The organism is uncultured Halomonas sp. (genome assembly GCF_947501415.1).
GTDB lineage: Bacteria > Pseudomonadota > Gammaproteobacteria > Pseudomonadales > Halomonadaceae > Halomonas.
On the sequence record NZ_CANMVL010000013.1, the window covers coordinates 1 to 26,556 of the forward strand.

Consider the following 26,556-nt stretch of genomic DNA (forward strand, 5'->3'; position numbering starts at 1 on the left):
ACCACTCGTCGTATCGGTTACTCATAAAAACACCCCGAAGGTTGGATGTGGGTGTCCAACTTTCGGGGTGCAGTTCATGGTCGTGGGGTTTCTTGTCGTTTACGGCTTGGCACCTGCAGCTTCCGGCGACAGCGAGGGGTTGCCCTCGATGTCGAGACACGCCATAAGAGGACTCATCGCATGAGGAGTCGCCCATGATCCGCTTGCTGTACTGGCCCATCCATCTGTTCAAGACCTTTCGGCAGAGTATTGCCTACCTGCCTTCTCTGCTGGCGCTGGCCTATGCGGTGCTGGCCTATGTGTCGCTCTTCCTGCCGATCTCCGATGAGCAGCTCCCCTCCGTGCTGGTCAAGCTGATCGAGCCTCCGGAAAGCACGCGTTCGCTGCTCGCCGCCCTGCTCGGTGGCATGATCTCGCTGATGGTATTCAGCTTCTCCATGGTGATGTCGGTCCTCTCCCAGGCCGGCGGGCAGTTCTCCCATAAACTGGTGTTCGGGCTGATCTCGGAGCGACATCATCAGTGGGTCCTGGGCCACTACCTGGGCACCATTCTCTTTGCCCTAGTGTTGCTGATGACTCCCGATGTCACCGAGGGCATCGCGACCTGGCGGACACTGGCGGTCTACCTGGCCTGCCTGATGGTCATTCACTGCCTCGCTCTATTCGTCTACTTCATCCACAACGCCTCGCAGTCGATCCAGGTCGATGCCGTGGCGGCCGACCTGCACCGAACCACCCTTACCTCGATGCAGGCGCTGCAGACCTGCCAGAGCGGTGAGGAGTGGCGGGTTCTCTCCACCTCCACTCCCCCCATCACTTCCGAGCCCCCCTATCACCCCGTACATACCCGGCAGGCGGGCTATCTGCTGAATGCCGACCTCACTACCCTGGCAACCCTGGCGGAGCGAGCCGAGGGCACACTGCACCTGCATTTCCACTTCGGCGACTACGTGGTGGCGGGCATGCCGATCCTCTCGCTTGAAGCCCCGGAGGCGCCCGACTCGGGCTGGTGCGATGAGGTACGCGCTACGCTGACCTATATGGAGGGGGAGTCGATCAGCGAGCACTATGTGTTCGGCATGACACAGCTGATGGAGGTGGCCCTCAAGGCGCTGTCACCGGGGATCAACGACCCCGGCACCGCTCGACTGTGTCTGCATCGCCTCACCGACCTGCTGCGTCGACGCCTGGAGTGGCGGCCCTGTGACGCACTCTTCGACCAGGACGGCGTCTGCCGGGTGACCTGGCAGGTAGAGGAGTTCGACAGCCTTGTTTTCCGACTCTTCCAGCCCATCCTTACCTACGGCAGAGAGGACCTGAGCATCGGCCTGGAGCTGCTCAGATCACTGAAGACCCTCTCACAGTTCGCCGATCGCCGGGATATCAAGACACTGCAGGCCCATGCCGACCGGGTGGTGGAAACGCTCGCCCAGACGGCGGACCACCCACTGGATCGACGCTTCGTCTCGGACCACTTGAATCGCGGCTCCCATCGCCTCTCGTTGCCGGACACCCTGCCCCGCTTCCCTCCAGACCGGCCGCCTCAGTAGGGTGAGGGCTCCCCTTCCGGGCGTGTCTTGAAACGCCGGTGCAGCCACAGATACTGTTCGGGGTGCTGGCGGATCGCCGCCTCGATCGCGGTGTTGATGCGGGTGGCATCAGCCACTTCATCATCGCTGGGAAAATCCCTGAGTGGCGGCAGGTACTCGAGGGTATAGGTGCGATTATCGGCGTTGCGGTGAAAGATCAGCGGTATCACCGGCGCGCCGGTCATGCGGGCGATGCGTGACGTCATCTTCACCGTGGCCGCCTGGATGCCGAAGAAGGGTGCGAAGACGCTGACATCCCGGCCAAAGTCCTGATCGGGCGAATACCAGACCGCGTGACCCGCCTTGATGCGGCGCACCACGCCGCGCAGGTCGTGGCGGTCGATCACCGCATCGAAGTAGGGCGCACGGGCGCGCCCCATGAAGCGGGCGAAGAGCGGGTTGTCATGGGGCCGCTGCACGGCGTCGGCACGAAAATAGAGCGAATGCAGGGCGGCACCCAGATCGAGGGTCGAGAAGTGCACCCCGAGGATCAACGCCCCCCTCCCCTCGGCCTCCAGCCGGGCGCGATGCTCCTGGCCCTTGAAGACGACCCGGTGACGCAGGTGCTCGGGGTCACGACACCAGCCTGTTGCGGTCTCCATGAGGCCGATGCCGTTGGCGATAAAGGTCTCCCTGACCAGGCGCCGCTGCGCTTCATCGTCAAGCTCCGGGAAGCAGAGCCTGAGATTGGTCTCGGTAATATGCCGGCGCCGCCCGGCAAAGCGCCTGGCGGTCAGGCCGATCAGCTTGCCGATCCACAGCTTGAGACGCCAGGGCAGCCAGGCCGCCACATGCATGGCGGCAATGGCCAACCAGACCGGCCAGTAACGGGGGTGAGCGAAGTTGGGGCGGTCAGGAGCGTCCCTGGACATGTTCGGTTCCTGTCGGGCTTTCAAGACGCTCCATGATACCGCCTCGGCACCCTGGGCAGCACCCCGGTCAGCAGAGTGTAGCTGATGGTATCGCAGTGGCGAGCCACCTCATCCATCGACAGCACCTCGCCGTTGGCGGCCCGCCCCCACAACACGACCTCGCTGCCGATATCCGCCTCGGGAATATCGGTGATATCCACGGTGAGCATATCCATGGAGACCTTGCCGGCAATGGCGGTGCGCTTGCCCGCGACCAGCACCGGGGTGCCGTCCACGGCATGGCGGTCATAGCCGTCGCCGTATCCCGCCGCCACCACGCCGATGCGTGAGGGCCGGGGGGTGACCCAGCGCCCGCCGTATCCCACCGGCTCACCGGCGGGAAGTTCACGCACGGCGATGATTGCCGAACGCAGGGTCATCACCGGCGCCAGCCGGGAGGTCAAGGCGTTGGGCTGCTCGAGAGGATCACTGCCATAGAGCATCACTCCCGGGCGATTCCAGGCACCATGGGCCTCGGGGTGCGCCAGGGTCGCCGGCGAGTTGGCCAGACACAGCGGCGCGCCCAACCGTTCGGCCAGGGCCTCGAGCTGACTCAGCTGACGCCTGAAGTAGCCGGCGTCGACCAGATCCGCGGTAGCGAAGTGGCTCATCAGGTGGAGGTCACAGGCCTGCTCCGGCGCCGCTGCCAGACGCTGCCATGCCGCCTGTGCACGTTCGGGCGAGAAACCCAGACGATGCATGCCGGAGTCCACCTTGAGCCACACCGGCACCGGCCGAGAGAGTCGCTGCCCCAGCAGGGCGTCGATCTGCCAGTCGCTGTGTACCGCTATCCACAGACCAAGCTCATCCACCTGGCTTATTTCATCCGCGCTGAAGATGCCCTCGAGCAGCACGATGGGGGCGGTGATACCCGCCTCGCGCAGCGTCACCCCCTCCTCGATACAGGCCACCGCAAAGGCAGGAGCGATGCCCTCGAGGGCTCGTGCACAGGCAACCGCACCGTGACCATAGGCATCGGCCTTGATCACGGCGACACTGTTGCTGTGCGGTGAACACTCACAGGCGAGACGATAGTTATGGCGCAGGGCGTCGAGGTCGATCTCGGCGATCAGCGGCCGGGCCATGGCAAACTCCTGAACGATGGATAGTGGGCAAGCCTGGAATTATCGTCGGAAGTGCAGCGGGAATCACGGAAAAAGCCACCATATGGATGGTGGCCTTTCACGACGACATGCTGAATTTTGCAGGCTAACTAGAGGTTCTTGCTGATATGGGAATATCAGGCAAAGATGGCATCCAGGCTGAGCCCCTGCTTCTCGAGAAGCCGGCGTAACTTCTTCAAGGCCTCGACCTGAATCTGACGCACCCGCTCGCGGGTCAAGCCGATCTCCTCGCCCACCTGCTCGAGGGTAGCCGCCTCATGACCGCGCAGGCCGAAGCGACGCACCACCACCTCGCGCTGCTTTTCGCTGAGCGCGGAGAGCCACTCGTCCACGAGCTGCTTGACGTCGCCGTCGAGCAGACTCGACTCGGGGCCATCATCACTGTCATCGGCGAGCGTCTCGATCAACGGCTTGTCGCTGTCCCCTCCCACCGGGTAATCCACCGACGAGATGCGCTCGTTGAGCCCCATCATCTTCTTGACGGCCTCAACCGGCTTGTCGAGGTACTCGGCGATCTCCTCCGCGGTAGCCTCGTGATCAAGCTTCTGGGTCAGCTCGCGGGCCGCGCGCAGATAGATGTTGAGCTCCTTGACCACGTGGATGGGCAGACGGATGGTGCGTGTCTGGTTCATCAACGCCCGCTCGATGGTCTGACGGATCCACCAGGTGGCATAGGTGGAGAAGCGGAAGCCTCGCTCGGGGTCGAACTTCTCCACGGCGCGGATCAGCCCGAGATTGCCCTCCTCGATGAGGTCGAGCAGCGAGAGGCCGCGATTGAGGTAGCGCCTGGCGATCTTCACCACCAGCCGCAGGTTGGACTCGATCATGCGTGAGCGCCCCATGGGGTCGCCCTTCTGGGCCAGGCGGCCGTAGTAGACCTCCTCCTCGGGGGTGAGCAGCGGCGAGAAGCCGATCTCGTTGAGATAGATCTGAGTGGCGTCGAGGCTCTGATGGCTGTAGCGATCTTCGCGAGTCAGTGCCTTCTCGAAGGCAGCCTCGTCATCCCTCTCTGGCTCGTCGATGGAATCGACGATCTCCTGCTCCTTCTCCTCTAGCGTGTTCAGATCCACATCCTGAAGGTCCCGTTCAAGCATGCTCATCGATGGCTACCCCGTGCTAGCGTCCCGTCGCCGACCCCTGGAGCATCGGCGAAACCGATTATTATTGTGTGACAACCCCGGTGAGGCTTCCCCACCGGGCGGCGGCATCAACGCGAGGGCAGGTAGTCCAGGGGATCCTGAGGCTGTCCATCCTTGCGCACCTCGAAGTGAAGCCTGACATCCTCGGCATCACTGTCCCCCATGGTGGCAATCACCTCGCCGGCCTCGACCACATCATTCTCGCTTACCTTCAACGTCTCGTTATGGGCATAGGCGCTGAGGAACTGGTCGTTGTGCTTGAGCAGGATCAGCTTGCCATAGCCCCTGACGCCGCTACCCGCGTAGACCACGATCCCGGGCCCAGCCGCCTTGACAGGTTGCCCCTTTTGTCCGGCGATATCAATGCCGGCAGTAATCGCGCCCCCATCGCCGAACTGGCCGACCACATCACCGCTCACGGGCCACTGCCACGGCACCTCGGCGACGGGAGTATAGGTACGTGAGCCGCGCTCCCGCGCCTGGGTGCCACCGGCAACGGCGGTACCGGCATCGGCGCCGCTGGCCTCTTCACTGGACGACTCGCTGAGCGGCTCTTCCGTGACGGGTTCCTTGCGGGTTTCGGTGGCCGCCACTGCCTGGGTCTCGTTCGCTTCCTCGGCCGCAGGGGCGCCCTGCGACGCGTCACTCGCGGCATCCCGCTCGCTACGTTCGGCCAGATCCCGCTCACTCAGGCTACCATCGGCGCCGGGGCTATCCGGTGAATAGACCGGCCCCGGCCCGCCATCATTTTCTCCGCTGGATGCCGATGCCTGGACGCCCTCGGAGTCGCCGGGAGCAGCACTCGTCCGGTCGCGGCGTGACACCGTTTCGGTCTCGCCACTCGGCAGCAGCCACTCCATATCATCGGAGCCGGCGTCAGCCTGGGCACCGCCGAGGGGGGTGGCCACCGCCACGGCACTGTTACTCGTCTCTTCGGCCTGCGGCACCGACGGCTTTCCACCGGCTGCCTCGCCATCGAGGACCAGTCGCTGGCCCGGCTGAATCGCGTAGGGAGGGCCTATACGATTGAGGCGCGCCAGGTCGCGGTAGTCCATGTTATGGCGCCAGGCGATGCCATAGAGGGTATCCCCCCGCTCCACTGTGTAGTGGCTGGCCGCCGTTTCGGCGCGACTGGCCGAGAGGTCTCGCACCGGCACCTGGCTCGGGGCGCCCTGCTGACTGGCACAACCGACCAGCGCCAGGGCCAGCCCCGAAATCATCAATACGTTACGCATCAGAGCCTTCCTCCTTGTTGGTCTTTAGAGCTGGTCTTGCGAGAGCTGTCCTCTCGAGAACGGGTCTCTCGAGCGCTTGCCCCGTGAGAACTTGCCTCACGAGCGCTGGTTGTTTGGGAACCTGTCGCAGGTGAGCCATTGTCACGCACTGCAGCGCTGCGTCGCCCCGAGTGATCGAGCAGCAGCACGACGACTGCACCCGCCAGCATCAGCGCCACCACCGCCACCAGCTGAGGGGCATCGCCGGTGAGCAGGCCGTAATCGCCCGGTGTCAGGTAGCGATAATCCAGTGGAATCATCTGCCCCTCCGGACCCAGCTGGTAGCGTACCAGCTCCCGCCATGGCCAGAGTAGCGGCAATGAGCCGACGATAAAGCCCACCAGCAACTGCAGGGTCGCGGTGTGGTAGTGGTCGAGAAACCAGGAGAGTAGCCGCGAAAAGGCGAACAACCCCACCGCACACCCCATGCCGAAGAGTCCGATCAGTCCCAGGTCGAAGCCACGGATGCCATCCATCACGGTGCCATAGAGGCCCATGGTCAGCAGCAGGAAACTGCCGGAAACACCGGGCAGAATCATGGCACTGATGGCGATGGCGCCCCCTGCCAGCAGCATCACCTCCTGGCTGCCCAGCTCGCTTATCAACGGCATCAGCGAGGGCAGTCCGTTAGCCAGTAGCAGCCCTCCTATCAGCGGCAGGATATGCCACCACCGCCAGTCGGCCGGATGACGACTGACCACCAGCGCCGAGGCCAGCACCAGCCCGAAGAAGAAGCCGTTGAGCAGCAGCGGGTGGTCCTCAAGCAACCACACCGCCAGGTGGGCGACGCTGATCAGGCTAACGGCGATCCCCAGCAGCAACGGCAACAGGAAGGGCAGATTGAGATGGGCCACCAGGCCAGCCACCCCGCCACGCCGCCACGCCCCGAAGGCACTGGGGCCGAACTGCTTGATGGTATGGATCAACTCCTCGTAGATCCCGGTGATAAAGGCGATGGTACCGCCGGACACGCCAGGAACCGCGTCGGCGGCGCCCATGCCGGCGCCCTTCAAGAGGGTGGCGAGATATCGCTTCAACAGCGGACTCCTTTCAACGAATGACGCCTTCGAGCAGCGGCACGAAGCGTACCGGCTCCAGCCGCCGCTTCTCGAACTGGTCGTCCTGGCGCTGGATAAGGGTCAGCCACTGGCGCCCCCGAGCGTCGGACAGCGGGGTAATCAGCACGCCGCCTTCGGCGAGCTGGGAGAGCAGTGCGGCCGGTAGCTCGCTGGCGCAGGCGGTCAGCAGGATCACATCGAAGGGCGCGGCCTCTTCCCAGCCATGGCCACCGTCGGCCAGGCGCAGGTGTGCATTCTTCGCCCCCAGCAAGCGCAGCCGCTCGGCGGCACGTCGCTGCAAAGCATTGATTCGCTCGATGGACCAGAGTTCCGGTACCAGTCGCGAAAGTATCAGCGTCTGATAGCCGGATCCGGTGCCGACCTCCAGTACGCGTTGCGGCGTTGCCTGCAGCACCAGCTCGGTCATCCGCGCCACCATCCACGGCTGGGAGAGGGTCTGGCCGTAGCCGATCGGCAGGGAGGTATCCTCGTAGGCGCGATGGGAGAGCGCCTCATCGAGAAACAGGTGGCGTGGCTCACGACCCATGGTTTCCAGCACCCGAGTGTCACGGATGCCCTGGGCGGCCAGGCGCTCCAGCATGCGATCGCGGGTACGCTGGGAGGTCATGCCCACACCACGCACCAGCTCGGCCAGACGATCAGGTGAGTGCATCCAGCCAGCCTTTTACATCTGCAATGGCCGCATGCCGAGTCAGGTCGGTCTGCAACGGGGTAATGGAGACGAAGCCCGCCTCCACGGCGGCGAAGTCGGTATCGGGGCCATCGTCGGCGTTCTTGCTCAGCGGCGCAATCCACCAGCGCACCTTGCCACGCGGGTCACGCACCTCCTGGGGAGACCCCGCGGGCCCACGATAGCCCAGGCGGGTAACCCGAAAGCCGCGGATCTCGTCCCAGGGCAGGTCGGGCACGTTGACATTGAGCAGGCTGCGCGGCGGCAACGAGAGCTGCTCGGCGGCCCCCACCAGGCTTGCCGCCACCCTGCCGGCGGTGTCGAAGTGGCGATGCCCCACCAACGACATGGCGATGGCCGCCATGCCCAGGTTGCGCCCCTCCATGGCGGCGGCCACGGTGCCTGAGTAGAGCACGTCATCTCCCAGGTTGCCGCCATGGTTGATGCCAGAGATCACCAGATCGGGCTTCTCGTTCCAGACACCGTTGACGCCCAGGTAGACACAGTCCGCCGGCGTGCCGTCGACGCTGTAGAAGCCATTTTCCATGGCCGTCAGTGACAGCGGCCGGGACAGGGTCAGCGAGTTGCTGGCCCCGCTCTTGTCGCGGTCCGGCGCCACCACCCGCAGCCTGGCATGGGAGACCAGGGCATCGTGCAGGGCGCGCAGCCCCGGGGCGTGAACACCGTCGTCGTTGGAGAGCAGCAGTCGACGCATCTCGAATCCTTGCATGGGCGCCTCCGTCACAGGGTCGGGTGCGCGATCAGTTCTCTGAGTACCGCGGTGGCAAAGGCACCGCGGGGCAGTGTAAAGGTCAGCCACAGCTCACCGTCACCACGCTCCAGGCGTGTCTCGGCCAGACGCAGGCGCAGCGGGCGGCGCCCCAGGCGTACGCCGGCCGCCTCGAGTCCCGCGCATAGCCCCGCAAAACGCTGAACCAGCTGGTCCTCACGACGCCGCGCCTCGCCACTCGCAAGCGAGCCACCCACACCCCACAGCACACCGCTAGGATGCAGATCGAGTCGCGCCGCCCGGGCCTCGAGCTCGGCGTCCGGCGACTCGACGGCGAACTGGCTGGCACTGCCATCGAGGTTGGCCACCTCCCCCGGCAACAGACGCCCCCAGCTGCCCTCGCGGATGCGCTCGGCGAGCAGCTCGTTGAACAGGAAGCTGCGTGCCGACGAGAGCAGCATGCCATCGCGGTCGTCGCGCTTGCGCCAGCCACGGGCCAGCAGCGAACGCGCACGCAGCAGGTTGCGGCCATCCGGACCGAAGCGCTGGGGGCCGAAATAGTTGGGCACCCCACGCTCGAGCAGGCGCTCCCAGCGATGAACGAGGCCTTCGTCGGCCACCGCCGGGCCAGTCAGGCGCAACCGGAAGCGGTTGGTGCGATGCACCCCCCGCTTGAGCTTGCGCGGGTGGCGTGCCATCTCGAGCACCCGTATGCCACGCTCGGCCAGGTCCTCCCGCAATCCCACCGGCGCCTCGCGCCCCGGCAGCTGCACCGACAACCACTGACGGGTCACCGCGACCCGGTCCTTCATCCCCGAGTAGCCCACTGCCCGCGGCGAGGCCTCGCATAACCTGGCGAGCTCCTTCACCGCCATGGCGGTGGTCAGGTCACGCTTCTCGATATAGAGCCAGAGATGCTCGCCCTCCCCCTCGGGGTCAAAGTCGAGCGTCTCCTCGACCAGGAAGTCCTCGGGGCGGGCTCGATAGTCCCCCTCCGGGGGCGACCCGAACTCGGCATCAAGCACCCGCGGCCAGGTCGGGGGCCAGTCGAGGGCGTCGAGCGGATGATGTGACGGCGAATCACTCACCGGCGCCCTCGCTCGTCGTGGTCTCATTGTAAACGCCTGGCGTGACCGGCAGGAGCAGCGCCACCGCCTCGGCGGCGATGCCCTCGCCGCGGCCGCTAAAGCCCAGACGCTCGGTGGTGGTGGCCTTGACGTTGACGGCTTCGCGTTCGACGCCGAGGTCGGCGGCAACATTGGCCGCCATAGCCTCGACGTGAGGCGCCATCTTCGGCGCCTGGGCCATCAGCGTGGCATCGAGGTTACCGACCCGATAGCCGGCCTGGTGCACCAGGGCCACCACACGACGCAACAGGTCGCGACTGTCGGCGCCCTTCCATGCCGGATCGGTATCGGGGAAGTGGCGGCCGATATCGCCCAGGGCGCAGGCGCCCAACAGGGCATCGCTGACGGCATGCAGCAGCACATCGCCATCGGAATGCGCGACGAAGCCGCGCTCGAAGGGGACGGCGACGCCGCCGATCATCAGGTGGTCGCCCTCGCCGAAGCGGTGGACATCGAAACCATGGCCGATTCGCATCATCTCTCCGCAACGCCTGCCGGCGTCGTCTCGCTATGCACCGAGGCCTGGGCCGCCAGGATCATGCCGGCCAGGGCCAGGTCCTCGGGATGGGTGATCTTGAGGTTGTCGCGACGCCCGGGCACCAGCCGAGGCGCATGCCCCAGAGCTTCCACCGCCGAGGCCTCGTCGGTGACCATGACGGCGGACGCCATGGCCTGGCGAAGCGCCTGATTCAACAGGCCGTAGCGAAAGCCCTGAGGGGTCAGGGCATGCCAGAGGCCCGCACGGGGCTCGGTAAGGGCGACCCGGCCGGCGCCATCATCGCGCTTCATGGTATCCGCCACGGGGGCAGCCAGCAGCCCGCCCACCGCATCATCGGCAAGCACCTGCATCAGCCGCCGCAGGTCCTCGACGTCGACACAGGGGCGCGCCACATCATGGACCAGCACCAGGTCATCATCACGCGCCTCATCGGCGATGACCCCCAGGGCATTGGCCACGCTGTCCGCACGTTCGGCGCCTCCCGCCACGCGCCGCCAGTCGGCGAAGGGTACCCAGACAGGGTCGAACCAGGCGTCGTCGGGGTCCAGGCAGAGGCAGAGTCGTGCCCCTGGGAAGGCGGCATGCAGCCGGGTCAGGGTGTGGGCCATCACCGGGCGAGCATCGAGGGTCAGGTACTGCTTGGGACGGTCGGCCCCCATGCGCCGTCCCTGCCCCGCCGCAGGCACCACCAGCCAGGGTGACGCACTCATCGGCTCGCCTCCAGGCGAGTGGCGGGCAGCGGATTGACCACCGGCTCCACCTCCACCGCCACATCGGGCACCCAGAAGAACTGCTCGTCGGTGCGCACCATGCCGATATCGCTGCGTGCCCGCTCCTCGATGGCATCGAGGCCGGTCTTGAGGTCTAGCACCTCGGCGGCCAGGCGCGCATTGCGGTCGCGCAGCGGCTGGTTGGCCGCCTCCAGCGACGCCACTCGCTGGCGAACCTCACGCAACTCCATGACGCCTCCCTGGCCGAGCCACAGTCGATACTGCAGCAGCGCCAGCAGGATCGTCAGCGTCAGCGCCAACCCCTTGAGCATGATGCCTTCCCGTCACCTCGATACGATGCCGCGCATTATGCCATTTTCATTGCTCGCCGGCAGAGTCAATCTTCGCCTCATCGCGAAACGGCAGTGCCGACTCGGCGGCGCGCCGATAGGCCAGCACATGTTCGCGCTCCTCGGCACAGAAACGCGCCACGGCGTCACGCAAGCGTGGATCGGCGATATGGTGAAGCGAGGTCAGCAGCCGCGGCTCGAATCCCCGGGTGAGCTTGTGCTCGCCCTGGGTACCGGGGTCGAAGCGCGTCAGGCCATGAGCCAGGCAGTGCTCGATCCCCTGGTAGTAGCAGGCCTCGAAGTGCAGGCAGTCGGCGCTCACCTCGCTGCCCCAGTAACGGCCAAAGAGGGTACGTGCACCCTGCAGGTAGAGCGCCGCCGCCACGGGGCGATCGTCGCGACGCGCCTGCACTAGCAGCAGGTTCTCCGGCATGGTGGCACGCAAGCGCCGAAAGAAGTCGAGATTGAGGTAGCCATGGCGACCACGCTCCAGATAGGTGATCTCATAGCAGCGATAGAAGTGCTCGAGGGCCGCGGCGTCGATTGCCTCGCCCTCCAGACGATGCAGGCTCAGCGCCTGGTCGGCGACGATCCGCCGTTCACGGCGAATCGCCTTGCGCCGCTTGGAGGTCAGGGTGGCCAGGAAGCCCTCGAAGTCGCCATAGCCACGATCCTGCCACTGGAACTGTACACCGTGCCGCGCCAGCAGCCCCGGCCGAGCCTTCTGCCACTCGGCCACCTCCGCCTCCTCGGCGAACAGCAGGTGCCAGCCGGATAGCTCGCCCTCCTCCCAGGCACTGGCCAGGGTCTCACGTGCCTCGCATGGATCAACACCCGGCGCCAGCGCCAGGCGCGGACCGGGTGCCGGAGTATAGGGAATTGCCGTCAGCGCCTTGGGGTAGTAGCGCCCACCAGCGCGCTCCCAGGCATCGGCCCAGGCCCAGTCGAAGACGTACTCACCGAAGGAGTGATGCTTGTGATAGAGCGGCATGAGGCCGACCAACGCTTCGCCCTGCCACAGGGTCTGGTGGCGCGGCACCCATCCGGTGGCCGGGCATACCGAGCCGCTGGCTTCCAGGGCATGCAGGAACTCATGGCGCAGAAAGGGGTGATCATCACCGATCAGGGCGTTCCAGGCTCTGGCGGACACCGCCTCCATGGAGGGCAGGGGTTGGCGCCTCAGCATTGTCATGCGATCACTCCTTTCACGGTTCGTTGCGCCTCCCTCCCTGGCCCTGGCGGCGAGATGGCGCCACCATTGTGCACAGCCCCCCATCAACCTTCCATCACCACGAACAGGATTCCAGCATGAGCGATGCCAGTGATCTCCAGGCCCTCCTCGACAGCCAGCGGCGTGCCTTCAAGGAAGCGCCCTTCCCGAGCCTCGCCACCCGGCGCGACCGGCTGAAGCGCCTGGCCACCCTGACCCGCCGCCATCGCGACGAGATCGTCACTGCGATCAGCACTGACTTCGGCCACCGCGCCGCCATGGAGACACGCCTGACCGAGGTGGCCACCGTCCTTCAGTCGGCCGGCTTCACCCGACGCCGACTGCGTCGCTGGATGCGCCCCGAGCGCCAGCCGGTGGGCTGGAGGCTATTGCCGGCCCGAGCGAAGGTTCACTATCAGCCGCTCGGTGTGGTCGGCATCATCGCCCCATCCAACTACCCCTGGAACCTTGCCTGGCTACCCGCCATCGATGCCCTGGCCGCCGGCAACCGGGTAATGATCAAACCCAGCGAGCACAGCCCTGCCACCTCGGCACTGATGGCACGCCTGGCGGCTCGTTATTTCGCTCCCGAGGAGCTCTGCGTGGCAGAGGGCGATGCCGACCTGGCCAGGGCCTTCGCCGCCCTCCCCTTCGACCACCTGCTGTTTACCGGCAGTGCCAACATCGGTCGAGAGGTGGCGCGTGCCGCGGCAACCAACCTGACGCCGGTCACCCTGGAGCTAGGCGGCAAGACGCCGGCGCTGGTGGCCGCCGACGCCGACCTGGAGAGGGCCGCCGAGCGCATCGCCTTCGGCAAGTGGCTGAACGCCGGCCGCACCTGCATCGCCCCCGATCACGTGCTGGTGGATGCCTCGCGACTCGAGGCATTTCTCAAGGCGATGCAGCGCCAGATAGCACGCTTCTACCCTCAGGGCACCGCTAGCCATGACTACAGCGCGGTGCCAGGCGCGGCACACCGTCAGCGCCTCCAGGCGATGCTCGACGAGGCCCGCGACCATGGCTGCCGGGTGATCGACCTGGGGGAAAGGCTCGAGCTGCCCGACGGTGGTGTCAAGCTGCCCCCCACGCTGATCGTCGACCCGAGTGACAGCCTCACCCTTATGCACGAGGAGATCTTCGGCCCCTGGCTACCGGTGCTCGGCGTGCGTGACATGGATGCCGCCATCACGCGTATCAAGAGCCAGCCTCGCCCGCTGGCACTCTACGCCTTTACCGAGGACCCCGCCCTGCGTCGACGCCTGCTCGAAGAGACCCATTCCGGCGGCGTGGTATTCAATGACACCCTGTGGCACAACGCCGTGCCGGCACTGCCCTTCGGCGGCGTCGGCGAGAGCGGCAGCGGCGCCTATCACGGCGAGGCGGGCTTCCAGCGCTTCAGTCATGCGCGCGCCGTCTTCACCCAGTCGCCCCGCAGCCAGGTAGGGCGGCTCAATCCCCCCTACCGGCGCTGGCTATTGCGTCTGCTGGGGCTTTGAGGCCCCCAGCGTCGAGCCGCGCCACGACATCCAACGGCTACAATGACACCCAACGACACAAGGTAATAAAACTACATTTTATGCGAAAAATTCGCTAGGATGTCCCCGAGTACCGAACATTTATTTGGTAAACTTACCAAGCAGTCACTGCCGAGGTGCACCATGGCCAGCTCCAACCCGACCCTCAATGCCACCGTCGCCGACGTTACCGACCGCATTCGCCAGCGCTCCGCCGAGCGACGCGCCCTCTACGAGGCACGCATGGCCGACCAGCACCGGCGTGGCGTGCACCGCGGAGAGCTCTCCTGCGGCAACCTGGCTCACGGCTTTGCCGCCTGCGGGGTCGAAGACAAGAACGCCCTGAAACTGATGAACAGTGCCAACCTGGGCATCATCTCGGCCTACAACGACATGCTCTCGGCTCATCAGCCGCTGGAGACCTTCCCCGAGACCATCAAGGCCGCGGCGCGCGCCATGGGCTCCACCGCCCAGTTCGCCGGCGGCGTGCCCGCCATGTGTGACGGCGTCACCCAGGGCCAGCCAGGCATGGAACTGTCGCTGTTCTCCCGCGACGTGATCGCCATGGCCTCCGCCGTGGGCCTTTCCCACAACATGTTCGACGCCGCGCTCTACCTCGGTGTATGCGACAAGATCGTGCCGGGGCTGTTTATCGCCGCGGCACGCTTCGGCCACCTGCCGGCCATGTTCGTCCCCGCCGGCCCCATGCCCAGCGGCCTGCCCAACAAGGAGAAGGCACGCATTCGCCAGCTGTTCGCCGAGGGCAAGGCGAGCCGCGAGGAGCTGCTGGAGGCCGAGTCCGCGTCCTACCACAGCCCCGGCACCTGCACCTTCTACGGCACCGCCAACTCCAACCAGTTGATGATGGAGATGATGGGGCTGCACCTGCCCGGCACCTCCTTCGTCAATCCCGGCACCGAGATGCGTGAGGCGCTGACTCGCTTCGCCACCGAGCAGGCGATCCGCAACACCGAACCCGGCGGCGACTACCGTCCCTTCTACAAGCAGATCGACGAGCGCGCCATCGTCAATGCCATCGTCGGTCTGCTCGCCTCCGGCGGCTCCACCAATCACACCCTGCACCTCGTGGCCATGGCCGCCGCCGCCGGCCTGACTCTCACCTGGGAGGACTTTACCGACCTCTCCGCGGTGACCCCGAGCCTGATGCAGGTCTACCCCAACGGCCAGGCCGACATCAATCACTTCCAGGCCGCCGGCGGCATGAGCTTCCTGTTCCGCGAACTGCTCACGGCCGGCCTGATCCACGGGGATATCCCCACGGTGTTCGGTACCGATCTCACCGCCTACACCCAGGAACCCTTCCTCGAGGAGGGCAAGCTGGTCTGGCGCGAGGGGCCGGCAGCGAGTCTCGATCGCGACGTGCTGCGCGGCGTGGCGGAGCCCTTCGCCGCTACCGGTGGACTCACCGTGGTCGACGGCAATCTGGGGCGCGGCGTGATCAAGGTCTCGGCGGTCGCCGAGGAGCACCGTGTGGTGGAAGCGCCGGTGAAGATCTTCGAGGACCAGAACGAGCTCAAGGCCGCCTTCGAGGCCGGCGAGCTCGACCGTGACGTCATCGCCGTGGTGCGCTTCCAGGGACCCAAGGCCAATGGCATGCCCGAGCTGCACAAGCTGACGCCCTATCTCGGCGTGCTTCAGGACCGTGGCCACAAGGTGGCGCTGGTCACCGACGGACGCATGTCCGGCGCCTCCGGCAAGGTGCCGGCGGCCATCCATATCAGCCCCGAGGCGCTGGACGGCGGTCCCCTGTCGAAGCTGCGTGACGGCGATATCGTGCGTCTCGACGCCAATGCCGGCACTCTCGAGACCAGGGTCGAGGCCCATGTCTGGGCCGATCGCGAGCAGCGCGTCGCCGCACTGGACCACTACCATGTGGGGCTGGGCCGCGAGCTGTTTGCCGGCTTCCGCCACCTCGCCATGCGCGGCGAGGAGGGAGCCGGGGTCTTCGGCGGCTTCGAGGCCGACGACCTGGCCCGCCAGGCCGGACAGATTCACGATGAGGATGCCTGAGGATCTTTGCGATGACACGACCGGCCCTGATCGGTGACATCGGTGGGACCAACGCACGTTTCGCGCTGGTCACCCCCGGGGGAGTCGCCCCTCACGATATCCTCAGCCTGCCCTGCGCCGATTACCCCGGCCTGGTGGAAGCGGTGCAGGACTACCTTGCTCGCGTGGGTGCCACCGGCGCTCAGGCACCACGAGAGGCGTGCCTGGCCTTCGCCTGCCCGGTGCATGACGACCGCATCAAGATGACCAACAACCCCTGGGTCTTCTCGCGCGCCAGGGTCCAGGCCGAGCTCGGGCTCACCCTCTTCAAGACGATCAACGACTTCACCGCCCAGGCCCTGGGAGTGCCCCATGTGGCCGAGGAGGAGCTGATCGAGATCCAGCCAGGCCAGGCGACTCCCCACGCCGCCCGGCTGGTCATCGGCCCTGGCACCGGCCTCGGTGTGGCCACCCTCTTCCCCGGTCGCCATGCCTGGATCCCGCTGCCGGGTGAGGGAGGCCACATTACCTTCGCCCCCACCGATGAGCGGGAACGACAGCTGCTTCGCCACTTCCATCACCGTTACGGGCGCGTCTCGGTGGAGCGCGTTCTCTGTGGCCAGGGGCTGCTCGACCTCTACCTCGCCCACTGCTCACTGGAGAGCACCACGCCCGCGTTCTCCACGCCGGCCCAGGTGACAGCGGCCGCCGACGAGGACCCCATCGCCCGTGATACCCTGCTGCGATTCCTGAAGATCCTCGGCGATGTCTGCGGCGATGCGGCACTCACCCTGGGCGCCCGCGGCGGTGTCACGCTATGCGGTGGCATCCTGCCGCGGCTGCTCGACTGGCTGCCCGAAAGCCGCTTCCGCGAGGCCTTCGCCGACAAGGGGCGCATGCATGCCTACAATGCCGCGATCCCGATCCATGTCGTCACGGCGCCATGGCCGGGCCTGCTGGGCGCCGCCGAGGCACTGCACAATGAAGAAGTCGAATAGCTCGACGGAAGAGGTCAAACGATGATTCCCGCAAGTCTGCGAACCCTGCTCGATGATACCGACGGCCAGCGTCGTGCCGAATGGCATGGCCGCGATATATGGCTGGCCAACGAAACCTGGGGCGAGCTTGTCGTCTCGCTGCAGGGGGCCCAGGTGCTGCACTATTTTCCTGCGCCCGATGCCGCGCAAGCCGCAGGCGCTCTTCCTAACGCGCCCGAAACCGCGCGAGCCGCAAGCGCTCTTCCTAACGCGCCCGAAACCGCGCGAACCGCTGACGCTCTTCCTAACGCGCCCGAAGCCGCGCGAGCCGCAAGCGCTCTTCCTAACGCGCCCGAAGCCGCGCGAGCCGCTGGCGCTCTTCCAACCGACGCTGCGGAGGCACCCGAAGGCATGGCGGCCGGCGGCTGGCTATGGGTAACGCCCACGCCCCAGGACCCGCCCGGGGCCATCCGCGGCGGCATCCCGCTCTGCTGGCCCTGGTTCGCCGACGAGCACATCGCCGACGAGAGTGCGGACCGCTCCGGCCCGCTGCATGGGCCGGCGCGCAAGGCGGCGTGGCGTCTCGACGCGGTGGACGAACATGAAGAGGGCGTGGAGCTTCACCTTTCCCCCGAGTCACGCCTGCATAGTCAGCTCACTCCGCGCGCGGTGATCCAGGCCAATGCCAACCGCCTTCATGTGGAGCTCATCACCGAACACACCGGCGAGACGCCGGTGAAGATGAGCGGTGCGCTGCACACCTATCTGGCGGTGGCCGATGCCTTTGGGTGCCGCCTGGAAGGCCTCCCCGGCGCCCGCTATCTCGACAAGCTGGCCGGCTTCGCCGAGCGGGAGCAGCAGGGCGAACTCGGCGTGCGTGGCGCGCTGGATCGCATCTATCACAGCAATGCCGAGCTCACCCTCGACGATGGCAACCGCCGCCTGCGCATCGCTCGCCAGGGCAGCGACTCGGCGGTGGTCTGGCACCCCGGCGATGACGCCCTGCCCGCCGATACACCGGCCGAGGTGGGTCGCCACTTCCTCTGCGTGGAGGCCGCCAACACCCGTCTCGACCCGGTGTGGCTGGTGCCCGGCGCCCAGCATCTGCTGGGTACCACCCTGTCCCGGGCGGACGAGGCCTGAGCGCCTCTTGCGTGTGAGTGGCTGGCTCGCCATCGGCGGGCCATCAAAAGGCTTAGCCACGCATTCGAGATGCGCATTGCCGGGTCCGGCTCCCGAGTCTCCGGCCGGTCCACCGATTGCCCCCTGCCTCCCAAAACCCCGACGAGGTCCACGATGTTCCAGCTTACCCGCAGCGTCACCTGGCAAGCCCTCACCCGGCTGCATGACCAGACTCGCCACGACCGCATTAGCGACTACTTCGCCGCCGACCCCCAGCGCTATGACAAGATGAGCCTGCGCGTCGGGGGGCTGTTTCTCGACTACTCGAAGCACCATATCTCCCCGGCCGTGCTCGACACCCTGCTCGAGCTCGCCGACCACTCGGCACTGGTCCAGCGTCGTGCCCAGATGTTCTCCGGCGACATCATCAACGTCACCGAGAACCGTCCGGTGCTGCATACCGCCCTGCGCAACCTTGGCGAAGGCCCGCTGATGGTCGACGGCCAGGATGTGATGCCCGAGATCCAGCGCACCCGGGAGCAGATCCAGCGCTTCTCCGAAGCGGTGCGCAGCGGCGAGTGGAAGGGCTACGATGGCCAGCGCATCAAGGATGTGGTCAATATCGGCATCGGCGGCTCGGACCTGGGCCCCAACATGGCGTGCCGGGCACTGCTCAAGTATCGTCAGGGCGACCTCAACTTCCACTTCGTCTCAAATGTCGACGGCACGCATATCCAGAAGGTGCTGCGTCGCCTCGACCCTGCCACCACCCTGTTCATCGTCTCCACCAAGACCTTTTCCACCCAGGAGACACTGCTCAACGCCAAGACCGCGCGGCGCTGGTTCGTCGATAACGCCGGCGAGGGCGCCGACGTCGGCGCCCACTTCGTCGCCGCCTCCACCAACAAGCGCGCGGCGATGGACTTCGGCATTCGCGAGGAGAACATCTTCGAGTTCTGGGCCTGGGTCGGGGGTCGCTACTCGATGTGGTCATCGATCGGCCTGCCGATCGCCCTGGCGGTGGGCTTCGAGGGGTTCATGGCGATGCTCGAGGGCGCCTACGAGATGGATCAGCACTTCCTGACCGCGCCCAATGCCGCCAACATGCCGGTGCTGATGGCCCTGATCGGCATCTGGTATATCAACTTCCACGGCGCCGAGACCCAGGCCATCGTGCCCTACGACCAGGCCCTGCATCAGCTGCCGGCCTTCCTTCAGCAGCTCGACATGGAGTCCAACGGCAAGTCGGTGGACATCTTCGGTCAGCCGGTGGACTACAAGACCGGACCGATCGTCTGGGGCCAGACCGGCTCCAACGGCCAGCACGCCTTCTTCCAGCTGCTCCACCAGGGCACCCGCTATGTTCCCATCGACTTCATCGCCAGCCTGAAGCCGGAGCCGGGGGTGGAGGACCACCACTTCGCCCTGCTCACCAACATGCTGGCCCAGGCCAATGCCTTCATGGAGGGCAGCGCCAAGGGTGGAGAGCTCGATCCCTACAGTTGCCCGGGCAACCGACCCTCCAGCACCCTGCTGCTCGACGAACTGACGCCCAGGAACCTCGGTGCTCTGATCGCGCTCTACGAGCACAAGGTGTTCGTTCAGGGGGTGATCTGGAACATCAACTCCTTCGACCAGTGGGGCGTGCAGCTCGGCAAGCGCATCGCCGGAGAGATCAGCAGTCGCCTCGACGCCCAGAGCCAGGACTTCGACGCCTCCACCCAGGGCCTGCTCATGCGGGTCAGGGAGCACTTTCCCGGTCACGCCAGCGCGACACCAGAACCCGCGGCACCCAGGCCCGGCAAGGGTGCAAAGGGCAAGGCCAGCAGCCGAGCACCCAGCCGCTGACACCATCTTGATGGTTACGCCTCTGGACCCACGATGGCCGGTGAGGCATGTTCCCTGCTAGCCAATCGACAAGCGGCCAAACGTTCCGACGGGTGAGCCGGGACAAGCGCACCAAGCAGACAGGCCTGCCTGCCAGGCCTCTACCCCAGCAAGGAGATGCCGACATGCGCCAGCTACAGTGGGGCATACTGAGCACCGCCGGCATCGCCCGCAAGGCGATGATCCCGGCCATCCAGGCCGCGCCCAATGCGCGCCTAACCGCCATCGCCAGCGAAAGCGGCAAGGCCGGTGATGTGGCCGCGGAATACGGCATCCCCCGGGCCCACGAGGGGTTCCGCCAGCTGCTGGAAGACCCGGATGTGGAAGCGGTCTATATACCACTGCCCAATCACCTCCATGCTCGCTGGGTGTGCGAGGCGGCACGTCACGGCAAGCATGTGCTGTGCGAGAAGCCCGCCGCCCTCGACGCCGAGGAGGCACGCGCCATGCAGGAGGCCTGCGACAGGGCCGGGGTGGCGCTGATGGAGGGCTACATGTATCGCCATCACCCCCAGCATCTCAGGGCCCGGGAGCTTATCGAGCGTGGCGAGATCGGTGACGTCCGCCAGGTGCGCGGACTCTTCTCCTTCCCCCTGGCCCTGGACAGCGACAATATCCGCCTCTCCGTCGATGCCGCCGGCGGCAGCCTCCACGACGTCGGCTGCTATCCACTGGATGTGATTCGCCGCCTGCTCGGCATGCCCGAGTCGGTCACGGTGGTGGGCCGGGTACCCGAGGCGCTCGGCGTGGACACCAGCGTAAACGGCGTGCTGCGCTATGCCGACGGCCGGCTGGCAGAGTTCGGCGCCAGCTTCGAACAGACCATGCTCAACCGCTACGAGGTGATCGGCAGCCACGGCAGCCTGCTGCTTCCCACTGCCTTCCGCCCCGACAAGCAGGGCGGCGTGGGCGAGATCGTCATCACCGACGAACGGGGCCGCACCCGCCGCGAGCCGGTCTACGGCGATCAGTATCCGGCTCAGGTCGAGGCCTTCTCCGCCTGGGCCCTGGGCGAAGGCCCTGCTCCGGATGCCCCCGCCGAACTCGCCGATCAGGCGCGGCTACTGGCGGCCTGCCGGGAATCGCTGCATCAGGAGTGCACGATTCGCCTTCGCGCATAGGCCGACACCTCCCCTAGCCCCCCGACCAACCACCGGCACCGAACCAGGCTGTTGCGGCCTCTACCACGCCTTGACATGCCTGGTGCCGGCCGACTGCCCTGACGGCTTGTTAAAATGTCAGACATTTATTAATCTAAGCGCATTGCCCATGCTGGAGCGATGCCATGTCCGACAAGGCAGCCCCCTCGACCGAGACCCGCACGACCTCCCTGAGTAACCTCCCCCCCCACCAAGGGGGCGCCGAAGCCTTGGCTCGCCTGCTGGCCCGGGCGCTGTTCGCCGGCCGCTGGCGACCCGGCGATGACTTCCCCAAGGAGATGGACCTTTGCCATCACTTCGCGGTGAGTCGCAATCAGGTTCGCAACGCCCTGGCCAGTCTCACCGCCACCGGGCTGATCGAGCGCACCGCCGGCCGCGGCAGTGTGGTGCGCATGGTCGATGACTGGCACCTGCTCGACCCGCTCGTCAGCGACTGGATGACCGGCATCGAGAGTCTCGACGCCTCCCTGATTCGCGAGATCTACGCCTTCCGCTACTCAGCGGAACCGGTCGTCGCCCGGCTCGCCGCCGATGCCGCAGAGCCGGCGGATCTCGACCGTCTGGAGGCCGCCTACCAGGGGATGTGTGCCACCGCCGACAAGCCCGCCGCCCGCGACCTTCATGCCGAACACGATGTGGCCTTCCACGACGCCATCTATCGCGCCAGCCACAACCTGGTCTGGCGCCAGATGGGCCACCTGCTGCGCCCCTCGATCATTGCCCTGATCCAGAGCTCCCAGGCACGGGTCTCCGGTGAGCACGAAGGTCTCGATGACAGCCTGGCCCGCCACGGCCGCGTGCTGGAGGCCATCACTCGTCGTGATGGCGCCGCCGCCGAGAGTGCCGCCCGCGAGGTGCTCCGGCGTACCGCCATCGACCTGGCCATCGTGCCCACTCCCTCTCACTCCCATCCCACTCCCGAGGACTCCCCATGAAGATCACCCGACTCAAGACCTGGCAGGTCCCCCCGCGCTGGCTGTTCCTCAAGATCGAAACCGATGAAGGGTGCTACGGCTGGGGCGAGCCGGTCATCGAAGGCCGCGCCGCCACCGTGGAGGCCGCCGTCCACGAGCTCGCCGACTATCTGGTCGGCCAGGACCCGCACCGCATCGAACACCTGTGGAACACACTGTATCGCGCCGGCTTCTACCGTGGCGGGCCGATCCTGATGAGTGCCATCGCCGGCATCGACCAGGCGCTCTGGGACCTCAAGGGCCGCGACCTGGGGGTGCCGGTGCACCAGCTGCTGGGCGGCGCGGTGCGCGACCGCATGCGCATGTACGCCTGGACGGGCGGCGACCGTCCGAGTGACGTGGGCGCCGGGGCCCGTGCCCTGGTCGAACAGGGCTTTACCGCCTTCAAGATGAACGGTACCGCGGAGCTCGCCATCGTCGACTCCCACCGCAAGGTCGACGAAGCGGTGGCACGCGTGGCAGAGGCCCGCGACGCCGTGGGCCCCGACGTGGGCATCGGCATCGACTTCCATGGCCGGGTCCACCGGCCCATGGCCAAGGCGCTGCTGCGTGAGCTGGAGCCCTTCCATCCGATGTTCGTCGAGGAACCGGTGGCCCCCGAGCACCTGCCCTGCCTCAAGCAGATTGCCGGTGGCCTGGGATATCCCCTGGCGACCGGCGAGCGGCTGCACACCCGCTTCGAGTTCCGCGACCTGCTCGCCGATGGCATGATCGATATCATCCAGCCCGACCTCTCCCACTGCGGTGGCATCAGCGAGGGGCTCAAGATTGCCTCCATGGCCTCCGCCCATGATGTCGCGCTGGCCCCGCACTGCCCGCTCGGCCCGCTGACCCTGGCCGCCTCCCTGCAGCTCGATGCGGTGTGTCACAACGCCTTCATCCAGGAGCAGAGCATGGGCATCCATTACAACCGCGACAACGATGTACTCGACTACCTGGTCGACAAGTCGGCGCTGTCCATCGAGGAGGGCTTCTGTGCCATTCCTCAGGGGCCGGGGCTCGGCGTGGAGATCGACGAGGCCTTCGTCGAGGAGCGCGCGAAGGTCGGCCATCGCTGGCGCAACCCGGTATGGACTCACGAAGACGGCTCCATCGCCGAATGGTAGGGAACAGGAGAGAGAGAAGAGCATGAGTTTCAGCTTCAACGACCTGACCTTCGGCGACCTGAAGGACCAGAGCGTCTTTATCACCGGCGGTGGCTCGGGCATCGGCGCGGCCCTGACCGAGGGCTTCCTGGCCCAGGGCGCCAGGGTGGCCTTCGTCGACCTGGACGATGCCGAAGCGTTCTGCGATGCCATGGAGGCGAAGTACGCCAACCGGCCGCTCGCCATCGCCTGTGATATCCGTGACGTGACGGCGCTCCAGGCGGCCATCGCACAGGCGCGTCATGCCCATGGCCCGATCGGCGTGCTGGTCAACAATGCCGCCAGGGACACCCGTCACCGCCTCGATGAGTGGAGTGCCGAGGAGTGGGATGACTCACTCGCCACCAACCTGCGGCCGCAGTTCTTCACTGCCCAGGCCGTCGCCGCCGACATGCGCGAGCTAGGCGGCGGCGCGATCATCAACCTCTCCTCCAACAGCGTGCACCTGGGCCTTGCCGGCTATCCGGCCTATGTCACCGCCAAGGCCGGCATTCTCGGCCTGACCCGAGCACTGGCCCGTGAGCTGGGCCCTGATGCCATCCGCGTCAACTGCCTGATCCCCGGCTGGGTGATGACCAGGCGTCAGAAGGAGCTCTGGGTCAACGAGGCCGACCTTCAGGAGTGTCTGGCTCAGCAGTGCCTCAAGGAGCCGATTCCGGTGGAAGACATGATCGGTCCCTGCCTGTTCCTGGCCTCCCGGGCATCGCGGATGATGACCGGCCAGGAGCTGATCATCGATGGGGGTCGAGCATGAGCCATTCGGTGGCCGAGTCGCTGGCCTGGGTCGCTGTCGACTGGGGCTCGAGTAATCTGCGCGCCTGGGCCCTGGACGCCCGGAACAGGGTGCTGGCTCGCACCGACTCCCGGCGTGGCATGCTCTCGCTGGCACCCCATGACTATGAGCCCGAACTCAAGCGGGTGATCGGCGGCTGGCTGCCCCCCACGGGCCGCGTGCCGGTGCGGATATGCGGCATGGCCGGGGCTCGCCAGGGTTGGCTCGAGGCCGCCTACCTGCCGGTGCCAACACGGCTGGACAATCTGTCTCGGGGCGCGGTGACGCCCTCGCTCGAGGACCCACGCCTGGAGGTCACCCTGTTGCCGGGGCTCTGCCAGGCAGCCGATGACCAGCAGCACGGCTTCGATGTGATGCGCGGCGAGGAGACTCAGCTGGCCGGCCTCTGTCGTACCGATGCCGGTCGCGATGGGCGAGAGGAGGCCTTCTCTCCTTTCACGGGGCTCGCCTGCCTGCCCGGCACCCACGCCAAATGGGCACGGCTCGAAGAGGGAACGGTCACCCGCTTCACCACCTGCATGACCGGCGAACTATACGACCTGCTGGCTCGCCAGTCGGTGCTGCGCCACTCTCTCTACCACCCGGCCGGTATCGACGACCCCAGCGAGCCGGGCAATCGCGAGTGTTTCATTGCGGCTGTGCGCGAGATCAACGACGCCCCCGCCGCCTTTACCGCCAGGCTCTTCGGCCTGCGTGCCCGCGACCTGCTGGACGACGGCCTGCCGGTCGGCGAGGCCCGTGGCGCTCGCCTCGCCGCGCGTCTGTCGGGTCTCGTCATCGGTCTGGAGCTCGCGGGACTGCGGGACGAGCTGAGGCTCGAGTCGGCCGCGGCCCGGGACATCACCCTGATCGGCAACGACACGCTCTGCGCGCGCTACGCCCTGGCGCTTTCGACCCTGGGCCACACCAGCCACACGCTGGACGGCGAGAGCGCCGTGCTCGCCGGCCTGAGCCTGGCCAATCGCACCCTGAGCCAGGCCGCCATGAACCGCGCCTCAGGCGCCTGAATCCCCGTTGATGGAGATCGACCCATGACCCTGCCCCTGATCGGCATCCTGCGCGGCGTCACCCCCGACGAGGCGGTGGCGATGGGTGAGGCGGTGCTCGCCGCCGGCATCACCACCCTCGAGGTGCCCCTCAACTCCCCCGACCCGCTGGAGAGCATCCGCCGCCTGGCCGACACCCTGGGCGACCGGGCTCTGGTAGGCGCCGGCACCGTGTTGACGCCTTCCCAGGTACGCGACGTCTTCGCTGCCGGCGGTCGACTCGTGGTCTCGCCCAACTGCCGGCCGGCGGTCATCGAGGAGAGCCGTCGTCTCGACATGCAGAGCTGGCCGGGTATCGTCACCCCTTCCGAGGCCTTCGACGCCCTGGAAGCAGGCGCCAGCGGCCTCAAGCTGTTCCCGGCGATCCAGGTGGGTCTCGAGGGCATGCAGGCCATGCGTGCCGTGCTCCCCACCGGCACCCGGCTCTATGCGGTGGGTGGCATCGGCGTGGACAACTTTGCCGCCTGGCGGTCCGCCGGCATCGATGGCGCCGGCCTGGGCAGCGCCCTCTACCGCCCCGGCCAGAGTCCGGCAACGGTGGGCGAACAGGCCCAGGCGCTGGTGTCGGCCTGGCGTGCCGCGGGAGGTGAGGCATGATGACACCGCGTATCCGTGCCGAACTCGCCGTGGAGCGTCATTGCGAACTGGGCGAAGGCCCCCAGTGGCATGCCGCCACGGGACGCCTCTACTGGTGCGACATTCTCGCTCGGCGACTGCACTGGCTGGCGCCCTCAACCGGGGCCACCGGCCAGCACGCCCTCGACCATCGGGTCTCCCTGGCCGCCCCACTAGCGGGTGGGGAGCTTCTGCTGGTGGGCGAGGACCGCCTCAGCCGTTTCGACCCTCATGGTGGAAGGGTCGAGACACTTCTCGACTTCGAGGCCGACAATCCCGTCACCCGCAGCAACGACGGCCGTGTGGACCGCCACGGCAGCCTGTGGCTCTCCAGCATGGGCAAGGCAGCCGAGCCCGGTGCCGGCAGCCTCTATCGCCTGCACCGGGGTGAGCTGACCCGTCTGCGTACCGGCTTGACCATCCCCAATGCCATCTGCTTCTCGCCCGACGGTGAGTTTGCCTGGTTTACCGACACCGTGACCGGCGTGGTGATGCGCTGGGCCCTGGATCGTGAAGGCTGGCCGCAGGGGGAGCCTACCCACTGGGCCGACGTCTCGGCCACTTCGGGCCATCCCGACGGCGCGGTGGTGGACGCCGAGGGCTACCTCTGGCTCGCCCTGTGGGGCGCCGGCCAGGTGGTAAGACTGGACCACGACGGCCATATCGTCGCCGAGATCGAGCTCCCGGTGACCCAGCCTTCCTGCCCCGTCTTCGCCGGAAAGAACCTCGAGCGACTCTATATCACCACCGCCCGGGAGGGCCTGGACCAAGCCTCACTCGCCGCTCAGCCACTGGCGGGCGCCCTGTTCGTGGCCGATGTCGGCGTGACCGGACTGGCCGAGCCGGTACTGCGACTGACATAGGGCCGAACTGACATAGGGCCGAGGTAAAAAACCCGGCC

At 66.7% G+C, this 26,556-nt stretch carries 25 protein-coding genes; 13 read left to right on the forward strand and 12 right to left on the reverse strand.

All coding sequences use genetic code 11. The annotated features are described in order from the left end of the window. The first annotated feature begins 194 nt into the window (after positions 1–194). Complete coding sequence (locus Q0894_RS10445; protein ID WP_299234850.1) at positions 195–1,550, forward strand: DUF2254 domain-containing protein; 1,356 nt, start codon at positions 195–197, stop codon at positions 1,548–1,550. Here the strand turns inward: Q0894_RS10445 and lpxL are convergent. The 12 genes from lpxL to Q0894_RS10505 form a co-directional block, all read right to left on the reverse strand. Further along, complete coding sequence (gene lpxL, locus Q0894_RS10450; protein ID WP_299234853.1) at positions 1,544–2,461, reverse strand: LpxL/LpxP family Kdo(2)-lipid IV(A) lauroyl/palmitoleoyl acyltransferase; 918 nt, start codon at positions 2,459–2,461, stop codon at positions 1,544–1,546. The two genes, Q0894_RS10445 and lpxL, sit on opposite strands and share 7 nt — an antisense overlap. Before the next feature lie 20 nt (positions 2,462–2,481). Further along, positions 2,482–3,585 (reverse strand): alanine racemase, encoded by a 1,104-nt coding sequence (gene alr / locus Q0894_RS10455; RefSeq protein WP_299234856.1) that lies wholly within the window; start codon positions 3,583–3,585, stop codon positions 2,482–2,484. Positions 3,586–3,740: 155 nt separating this feature from the next. Continuing rightward, positions 3,741–4,724 carry an RNA polymerase sigma factor RpoS gene (gene rpoS, locus Q0894_RS10460; RefSeq protein WP_299234859.1) on the reverse strand — a complete coding sequence of 328 codons (984 nt, stop codon included), beginning with the start codon at positions 4,722–4,724 and terminating at the stop codon, positions 3,741–3,743. Between the two features lie 107 nt (positions 4,725–4,831). Further along, positions 4,832–5,998, reverse strand: coding sequence for a peptidoglycan DD-metalloendopeptidase family protein (locus tag Q0894_RS10465; RefSeq protein ID WP_299234861.1), 1,167 nt, complete (start codon positions 5,996–5,998; stop codon positions 4,832–4,834). After that, positions 5,998–7,035, reverse strand: coding sequence for a DUF368 domain-containing protein (locus tag Q0894_RS10470; RefSeq protein WP_299235217.1), 1,038 nt, complete (start codon positions 7,033–7,035; stop codon positions 5,998–6,000). The genes Q0894_RS10465 and Q0894_RS10470 overlap by 1 nt, the downstream gene beginning before the upstream one ends. Positions 7,036–7,087: 52 nt before the next feature. Further along, positions 7,088–7,768 carry a protein-L-isoaspartate(D-aspartate) O-methyltransferase gene (locus Q0894_RS10475; protein WP_299234863.1) on the reverse strand — a complete coding sequence of 227 codons (681 nt, stop codon included), beginning with the start codon at positions 7,766–7,768 and terminating at the stop codon, positions 7,088–7,090. Next, positions 7,755–8,501 carry a 5'/3'-nucleotidase SurE gene (surE, locus tag Q0894_RS10480; RefSeq protein ID WP_299235220.1) on the reverse strand — a complete coding sequence of 249 codons (747 nt, stop codon included), beginning with the start codon at positions 8,499–8,501 and terminating at the stop codon, positions 7,755–7,757. The genes Q0894_RS10475 and surE overlap by 14 nt, the downstream gene beginning before the upstream one ends. Positions 8,502–8,527: 26 nt before the next feature. Next, entirely contained in the window at positions 8,528–9,604 is a 1,077-nt protein-coding gene (gene truD, locus Q0894_RS10485; protein WP_299234866.1) for a tRNA pseudouridine(13) synthase TruD, read from the reverse strand. Beyond that, positions 9,597–10,118, reverse strand: a complete 522-nt coding sequence (gene ispF, locus Q0894_RS10490) for a 2-C-methyl-D-erythritol 2,4-cyclodiphosphate synthase (RefSeq protein ID WP_299235223.1) — start codon at positions 10,116–10,118, stop codon at positions 9,597–9,599. The genes truD and ispF overlap by 8 nt, the downstream gene beginning before the upstream one ends. Further along, positions 10,118–10,852 carry a 2-C-methyl-D-erythritol 4-phosphate cytidylyltransferase gene (gene ispD / locus Q0894_RS10495; protein ID WP_299234869.1) on the reverse strand — a complete coding sequence of 245 codons (735 nt, stop codon included), beginning with the start codon at positions 10,850–10,852 and terminating at the stop codon, positions 10,118–10,120. The genes ispF and ispD overlap by 1 nt, the downstream gene beginning before the upstream one ends. Then, complete coding sequence (gene ftsB, locus Q0894_RS10500; protein ID WP_132043042.1) at positions 10,849–11,184, reverse strand: cell division protein FtsB; 336 nt, start codon at positions 11,182–11,184, stop codon at positions 10,849–10,851. Before ftsB ends, ispD begins: the two co-directional genes overlap by 4 nt. A 46-nt stretch (positions 11,185–11,230) precedes the next feature. Then, entirely contained in the window at positions 11,231–12,394 is a 1,164-nt protein-coding gene (locus Q0894_RS10505) for a GNAT family N-acetyltransferase (RefSeq protein WP_299234875.1), read from the reverse strand. A gap of 116 nt (positions 12,395–12,510) precedes the next feature. Here Q0894_RS10505 and Q0894_RS10510 point away from each other — a divergent pair, with 116 nt between their 5' ends. The 12 genes from Q0894_RS10510 (at position 12,511) to Q0894_RS10565 (ending at position 26,518) form a co-directional block, all read left to right on the forward strand. Next, a complete protein-coding gene (locus tag Q0894_RS10510; protein WP_299234877.1) occupies positions 12,511–13,908 on the forward strand; it encodes a coniferyl aldehyde dehydrogenase in 1,398 nt (465 codons plus the stop codon). 162 nt (positions 13,909–14,070) lie between these two features. Continuing rightward, positions 14,071–15,957, forward strand: a complete 1,887-nt coding sequence (edd, locus tag Q0894_RS10515; RefSeq protein WP_299234880.1) for a phosphogluconate dehydratase — start codon at positions 14,071–14,073, stop codon at positions 15,955–15,957. An 11-nt stretch (positions 15,958–15,968) separates the two neighbouring features. After that, positions 15,969–16,934 (forward strand): glucokinase, encoded by a 966-nt coding sequence (gene glk / locus Q0894_RS10520; protein ID WP_299234883.1) that lies wholly within the window; start codon positions 15,969–15,971, stop codon positions 16,932–16,934. Positions 16,935–16,955: 21 nt separating this feature from the next. Continuing rightward, positions 16,956–18,056, forward strand: a complete 1,101-nt coding sequence (locus Q0894_RS10525) for a D-hexose-6-phosphate mutarotase (protein WP_299234886.1) — start codon at positions 16,956–16,958, stop codon at positions 18,054–18,056. Between the two features lie 153 nt (positions 18,057–18,209). Then, positions 18,210–19,883, forward strand: coding sequence for a glucose-6-phosphate isomerase (pgi, locus tag Q0894_RS10530; protein ID WP_299234889.1), 1,674 nt, complete (start codon positions 18,210–18,212; stop codon positions 19,881–19,883). Between the two features lie 164 nt (positions 19,884–20,047). Beyond that, the gene (locus tag Q0894_RS10535; RefSeq protein WP_299234892.1) at positions 20,048–21,043 is read left to right on the forward strand and encodes a Gfo/Idh/MocA family oxidoreductase; all 996 of its coding nucleotides are present in this window, start codon (positions 20,048–20,050) and stop codon (positions 21,041–21,043) included. Between the two features lie 164 nt (positions 21,044–21,207). Then, positions 21,208–22,017, forward strand: a complete 810-nt coding sequence (locus Q0894_RS10540) for an FCD domain-containing protein (RefSeq protein ID WP_299234895.1) — start codon at positions 21,208–21,210, stop codon at positions 22,015–22,017. Next, entirely contained in the window at positions 22,014–23,162 is a 1,149-nt protein-coding gene (gene dgoD, locus Q0894_RS10545; protein ID WP_299234898.1) for a galactonate dehydratase, read from the forward strand. The genes Q0894_RS10540 and dgoD overlap by 4 nt, the downstream gene beginning before the upstream one ends. Positions 23,163–23,184: 22 nt before the next feature. Next, positions 23,185–23,955 (forward strand): SDR family oxidoreductase, encoded by a 771-nt coding sequence (locus Q0894_RS10550; protein ID WP_299234901.1) that lies wholly within the window; start codon positions 23,185–23,187, stop codon positions 23,953–23,955. Beyond that, a complete protein-coding gene (locus Q0894_RS10555) occupies positions 23,952–25,001 on the forward strand; it encodes a 2-dehydro-3-deoxygalactonokinase (protein WP_299234904.1) in 1,050 nt (349 codons plus the stop codon). Before Q0894_RS10550 ends, Q0894_RS10555 begins: the two co-directional genes overlap by 4 nt. A gap of 24 nt (positions 25,002–25,025) precedes the next feature. Continuing rightward, positions 25,026–25,637: a 2-dehydro-3-deoxy-6-phosphogalactonate aldolase gene (locus Q0894_RS10560; RefSeq protein WP_299234907.1), complete on the forward strand. Its 612-nt coding sequence runs from the start codon at positions 25,026–25,028 to the stop codon at positions 25,635–25,637. Further along, positions 25,634–26,518, forward strand: a complete 885-nt coding sequence (locus tag Q0894_RS10565; RefSeq protein ID WP_299234910.1) for an SMP-30/gluconolactonase/LRE family protein — start codon at positions 25,634–25,636, stop codon at positions 26,516–26,518. Before Q0894_RS10560 ends, Q0894_RS10565 begins: the two co-directional genes overlap by 4 nt. The last annotated feature ends 38 nt before the right edge of the window (positions 26,519–26,556 follow it).

What these genes read in the sequence shown, in the direction of transcription:
- Q0894_RS10445 (WP_299234850.1), top strand. Translation starts at nt 195, where the DNA reads ATGATCCGCTTGCTGTACTGGCCCATCCATCTGTTCAAGACCTTTCGG.
- lpxL (WP_299234853.1), bottom strand. Translation starts at nt 2,461, where the DNA reads ATGTCCAGGGACGCTCCTGACCGCCCCAACTTCGCTCACCCCCGTTAC.
- alr (WP_299234856.1), bottom strand. Translation starts at nt 3,585, where the DNA reads ATGGCCCGGCCGCTGATCGCCGAGATCGACCTCGACGCCCTGCGCCAT.
- rpoS (WP_299234859.1), bottom strand. Translation starts at nt 4,724, where the DNA reads ATGAGCATGCTTGAACGGGACCTTCAGGATGTGGATCTGAACACGCTA.
- Q0894_RS10465 (WP_299234861.1), bottom strand. Translation starts at nt 5,998, where the DNA reads ATGCGTAACGTATTGATGATTTCGGGGCTGGCCCTGGCGCTGGTCGGT.
- Q0894_RS10470 (WP_299235217.1), bottom strand. Translation starts at nt 7,035, where the DNA reads ATGGGCGCCGCCGACGCGGTTCCTGGCGTGTCCGGCGGTACCATCGCC.
- Q0894_RS10475 (WP_299234863.1), bottom strand. Translation starts at nt 7,768, where the DNA reads ATGCACTCACCTGATCGTCTGGCCGAGCTGGTGCGTGGTGTGGGCATG.
- surE (WP_299235220.1), bottom strand. Translation starts at nt 8,501, where the DNA reads ATGCGTCGACTGCTGCTCTCCAACGACGACGGTGTTCACGCCCCGGGG.
- ispF (WP_299235223.1), bottom strand. Translation starts at nt 10,118, where the DNA reads ATGCGAATCGGCCATGGTTTCGATGTCCACCGCTTCGGCGAGGGCGAC.
- ispD (WP_299234869.1), bottom strand. Translation starts at nt 10,852, where the DNA reads ATGAGTGCGTCACCCTGGCTGGTGGTGCCTGCGGCGGGGCAGGGACGG.
- ftsB (WP_132043042.1), bottom strand. Translation starts at nt 11,184, where the DNA reads ATGCTCAAGGGGTTGGCGCTGACGCTGACGATCCTGCTGGCGCTGCTG.
- Q0894_RS10505 (WP_299234875.1), bottom strand. Translation starts at nt 12,394, where the DNA reads ATGACAATGCTGAGGCGCCAACCCCTGCCCTCCATGGAGGCGGTGTCC.
- Q0894_RS10510 (WP_299234877.1), top strand. Translation starts at nt 12,511, where the DNA reads ATGAGCGATGCCAGTGATCTCCAGGCCCTCCTCGACAGCCAGCGGCGT.
- edd (WP_299234880.1), top strand. Translation starts at nt 14,071, where the DNA reads ATGGCCAGCTCCAACCCGACCCTCAATGCCACCGTCGCCGACGTTACC.
- glk (WP_299234883.1), top strand. Translation starts at nt 15,969, where the DNA reads ATGACACGACCGGCCCTGATCGGTGACATCGGTGGGACCAACGCACGT.
- Q0894_RS10525 (WP_299234886.1), top strand. Translation starts at nt 16,956, where the DNA reads ATGATTCCCGCAAGTCTGCGAACCCTGCTCGATGATACCGACGGCCAG.
- pgi (WP_299234889.1), top strand. Translation starts at nt 18,210, where the DNA reads ATGTTCCAGCTTACCCGCAGCGTCACCTGGCAAGCCCTCACCCGGCTG.
- Q0894_RS10535 (WP_299234892.1), top strand. Translation starts at nt 20,048, where the DNA reads ATGCGCCAGCTACAGTGGGGCATACTGAGCACCGCCGGCATCGCCCGC.
- Q0894_RS10540 (WP_299234895.1), top strand. Translation starts at nt 21,208, where the DNA reads ATGTCCGACAAGGCAGCCCCCTCGACCGAGACCCGCACGACCTCCCTG.
- dgoD (WP_299234898.1), top strand. Translation starts at nt 22,014, where the DNA reads ATGAAGATCACCCGACTCAAGACCTGGCAGGTCCCCCCGCGCTGGCTG.
- Q0894_RS10550 (WP_299234901.1), top strand. Translation starts at nt 23,185, where the DNA reads ATGAGTTTCAGCTTCAACGACCTGACCTTCGGCGACCTGAAGGACCAG.
- Q0894_RS10555 (WP_299234904.1), top strand. Translation starts at nt 23,952, where the DNA reads ATGAGCCATTCGGTGGCCGAGTCGCTGGCCTGGGTCGCTGTCGACTGG.
- Q0894_RS10560 (WP_299234907.1), top strand. Translation starts at nt 25,026, where the DNA reads ATGACCCTGCCCCTGATCGGCATCCTGCGCGGCGTCACCCCCGACGAG.
- Q0894_RS10565 (WP_299234910.1), top strand. Translation starts at nt 25,634, where the DNA reads ATGATGACACCGCGTATCCGTGCCGAACTCGCCGTGGAGCGTCATTGC.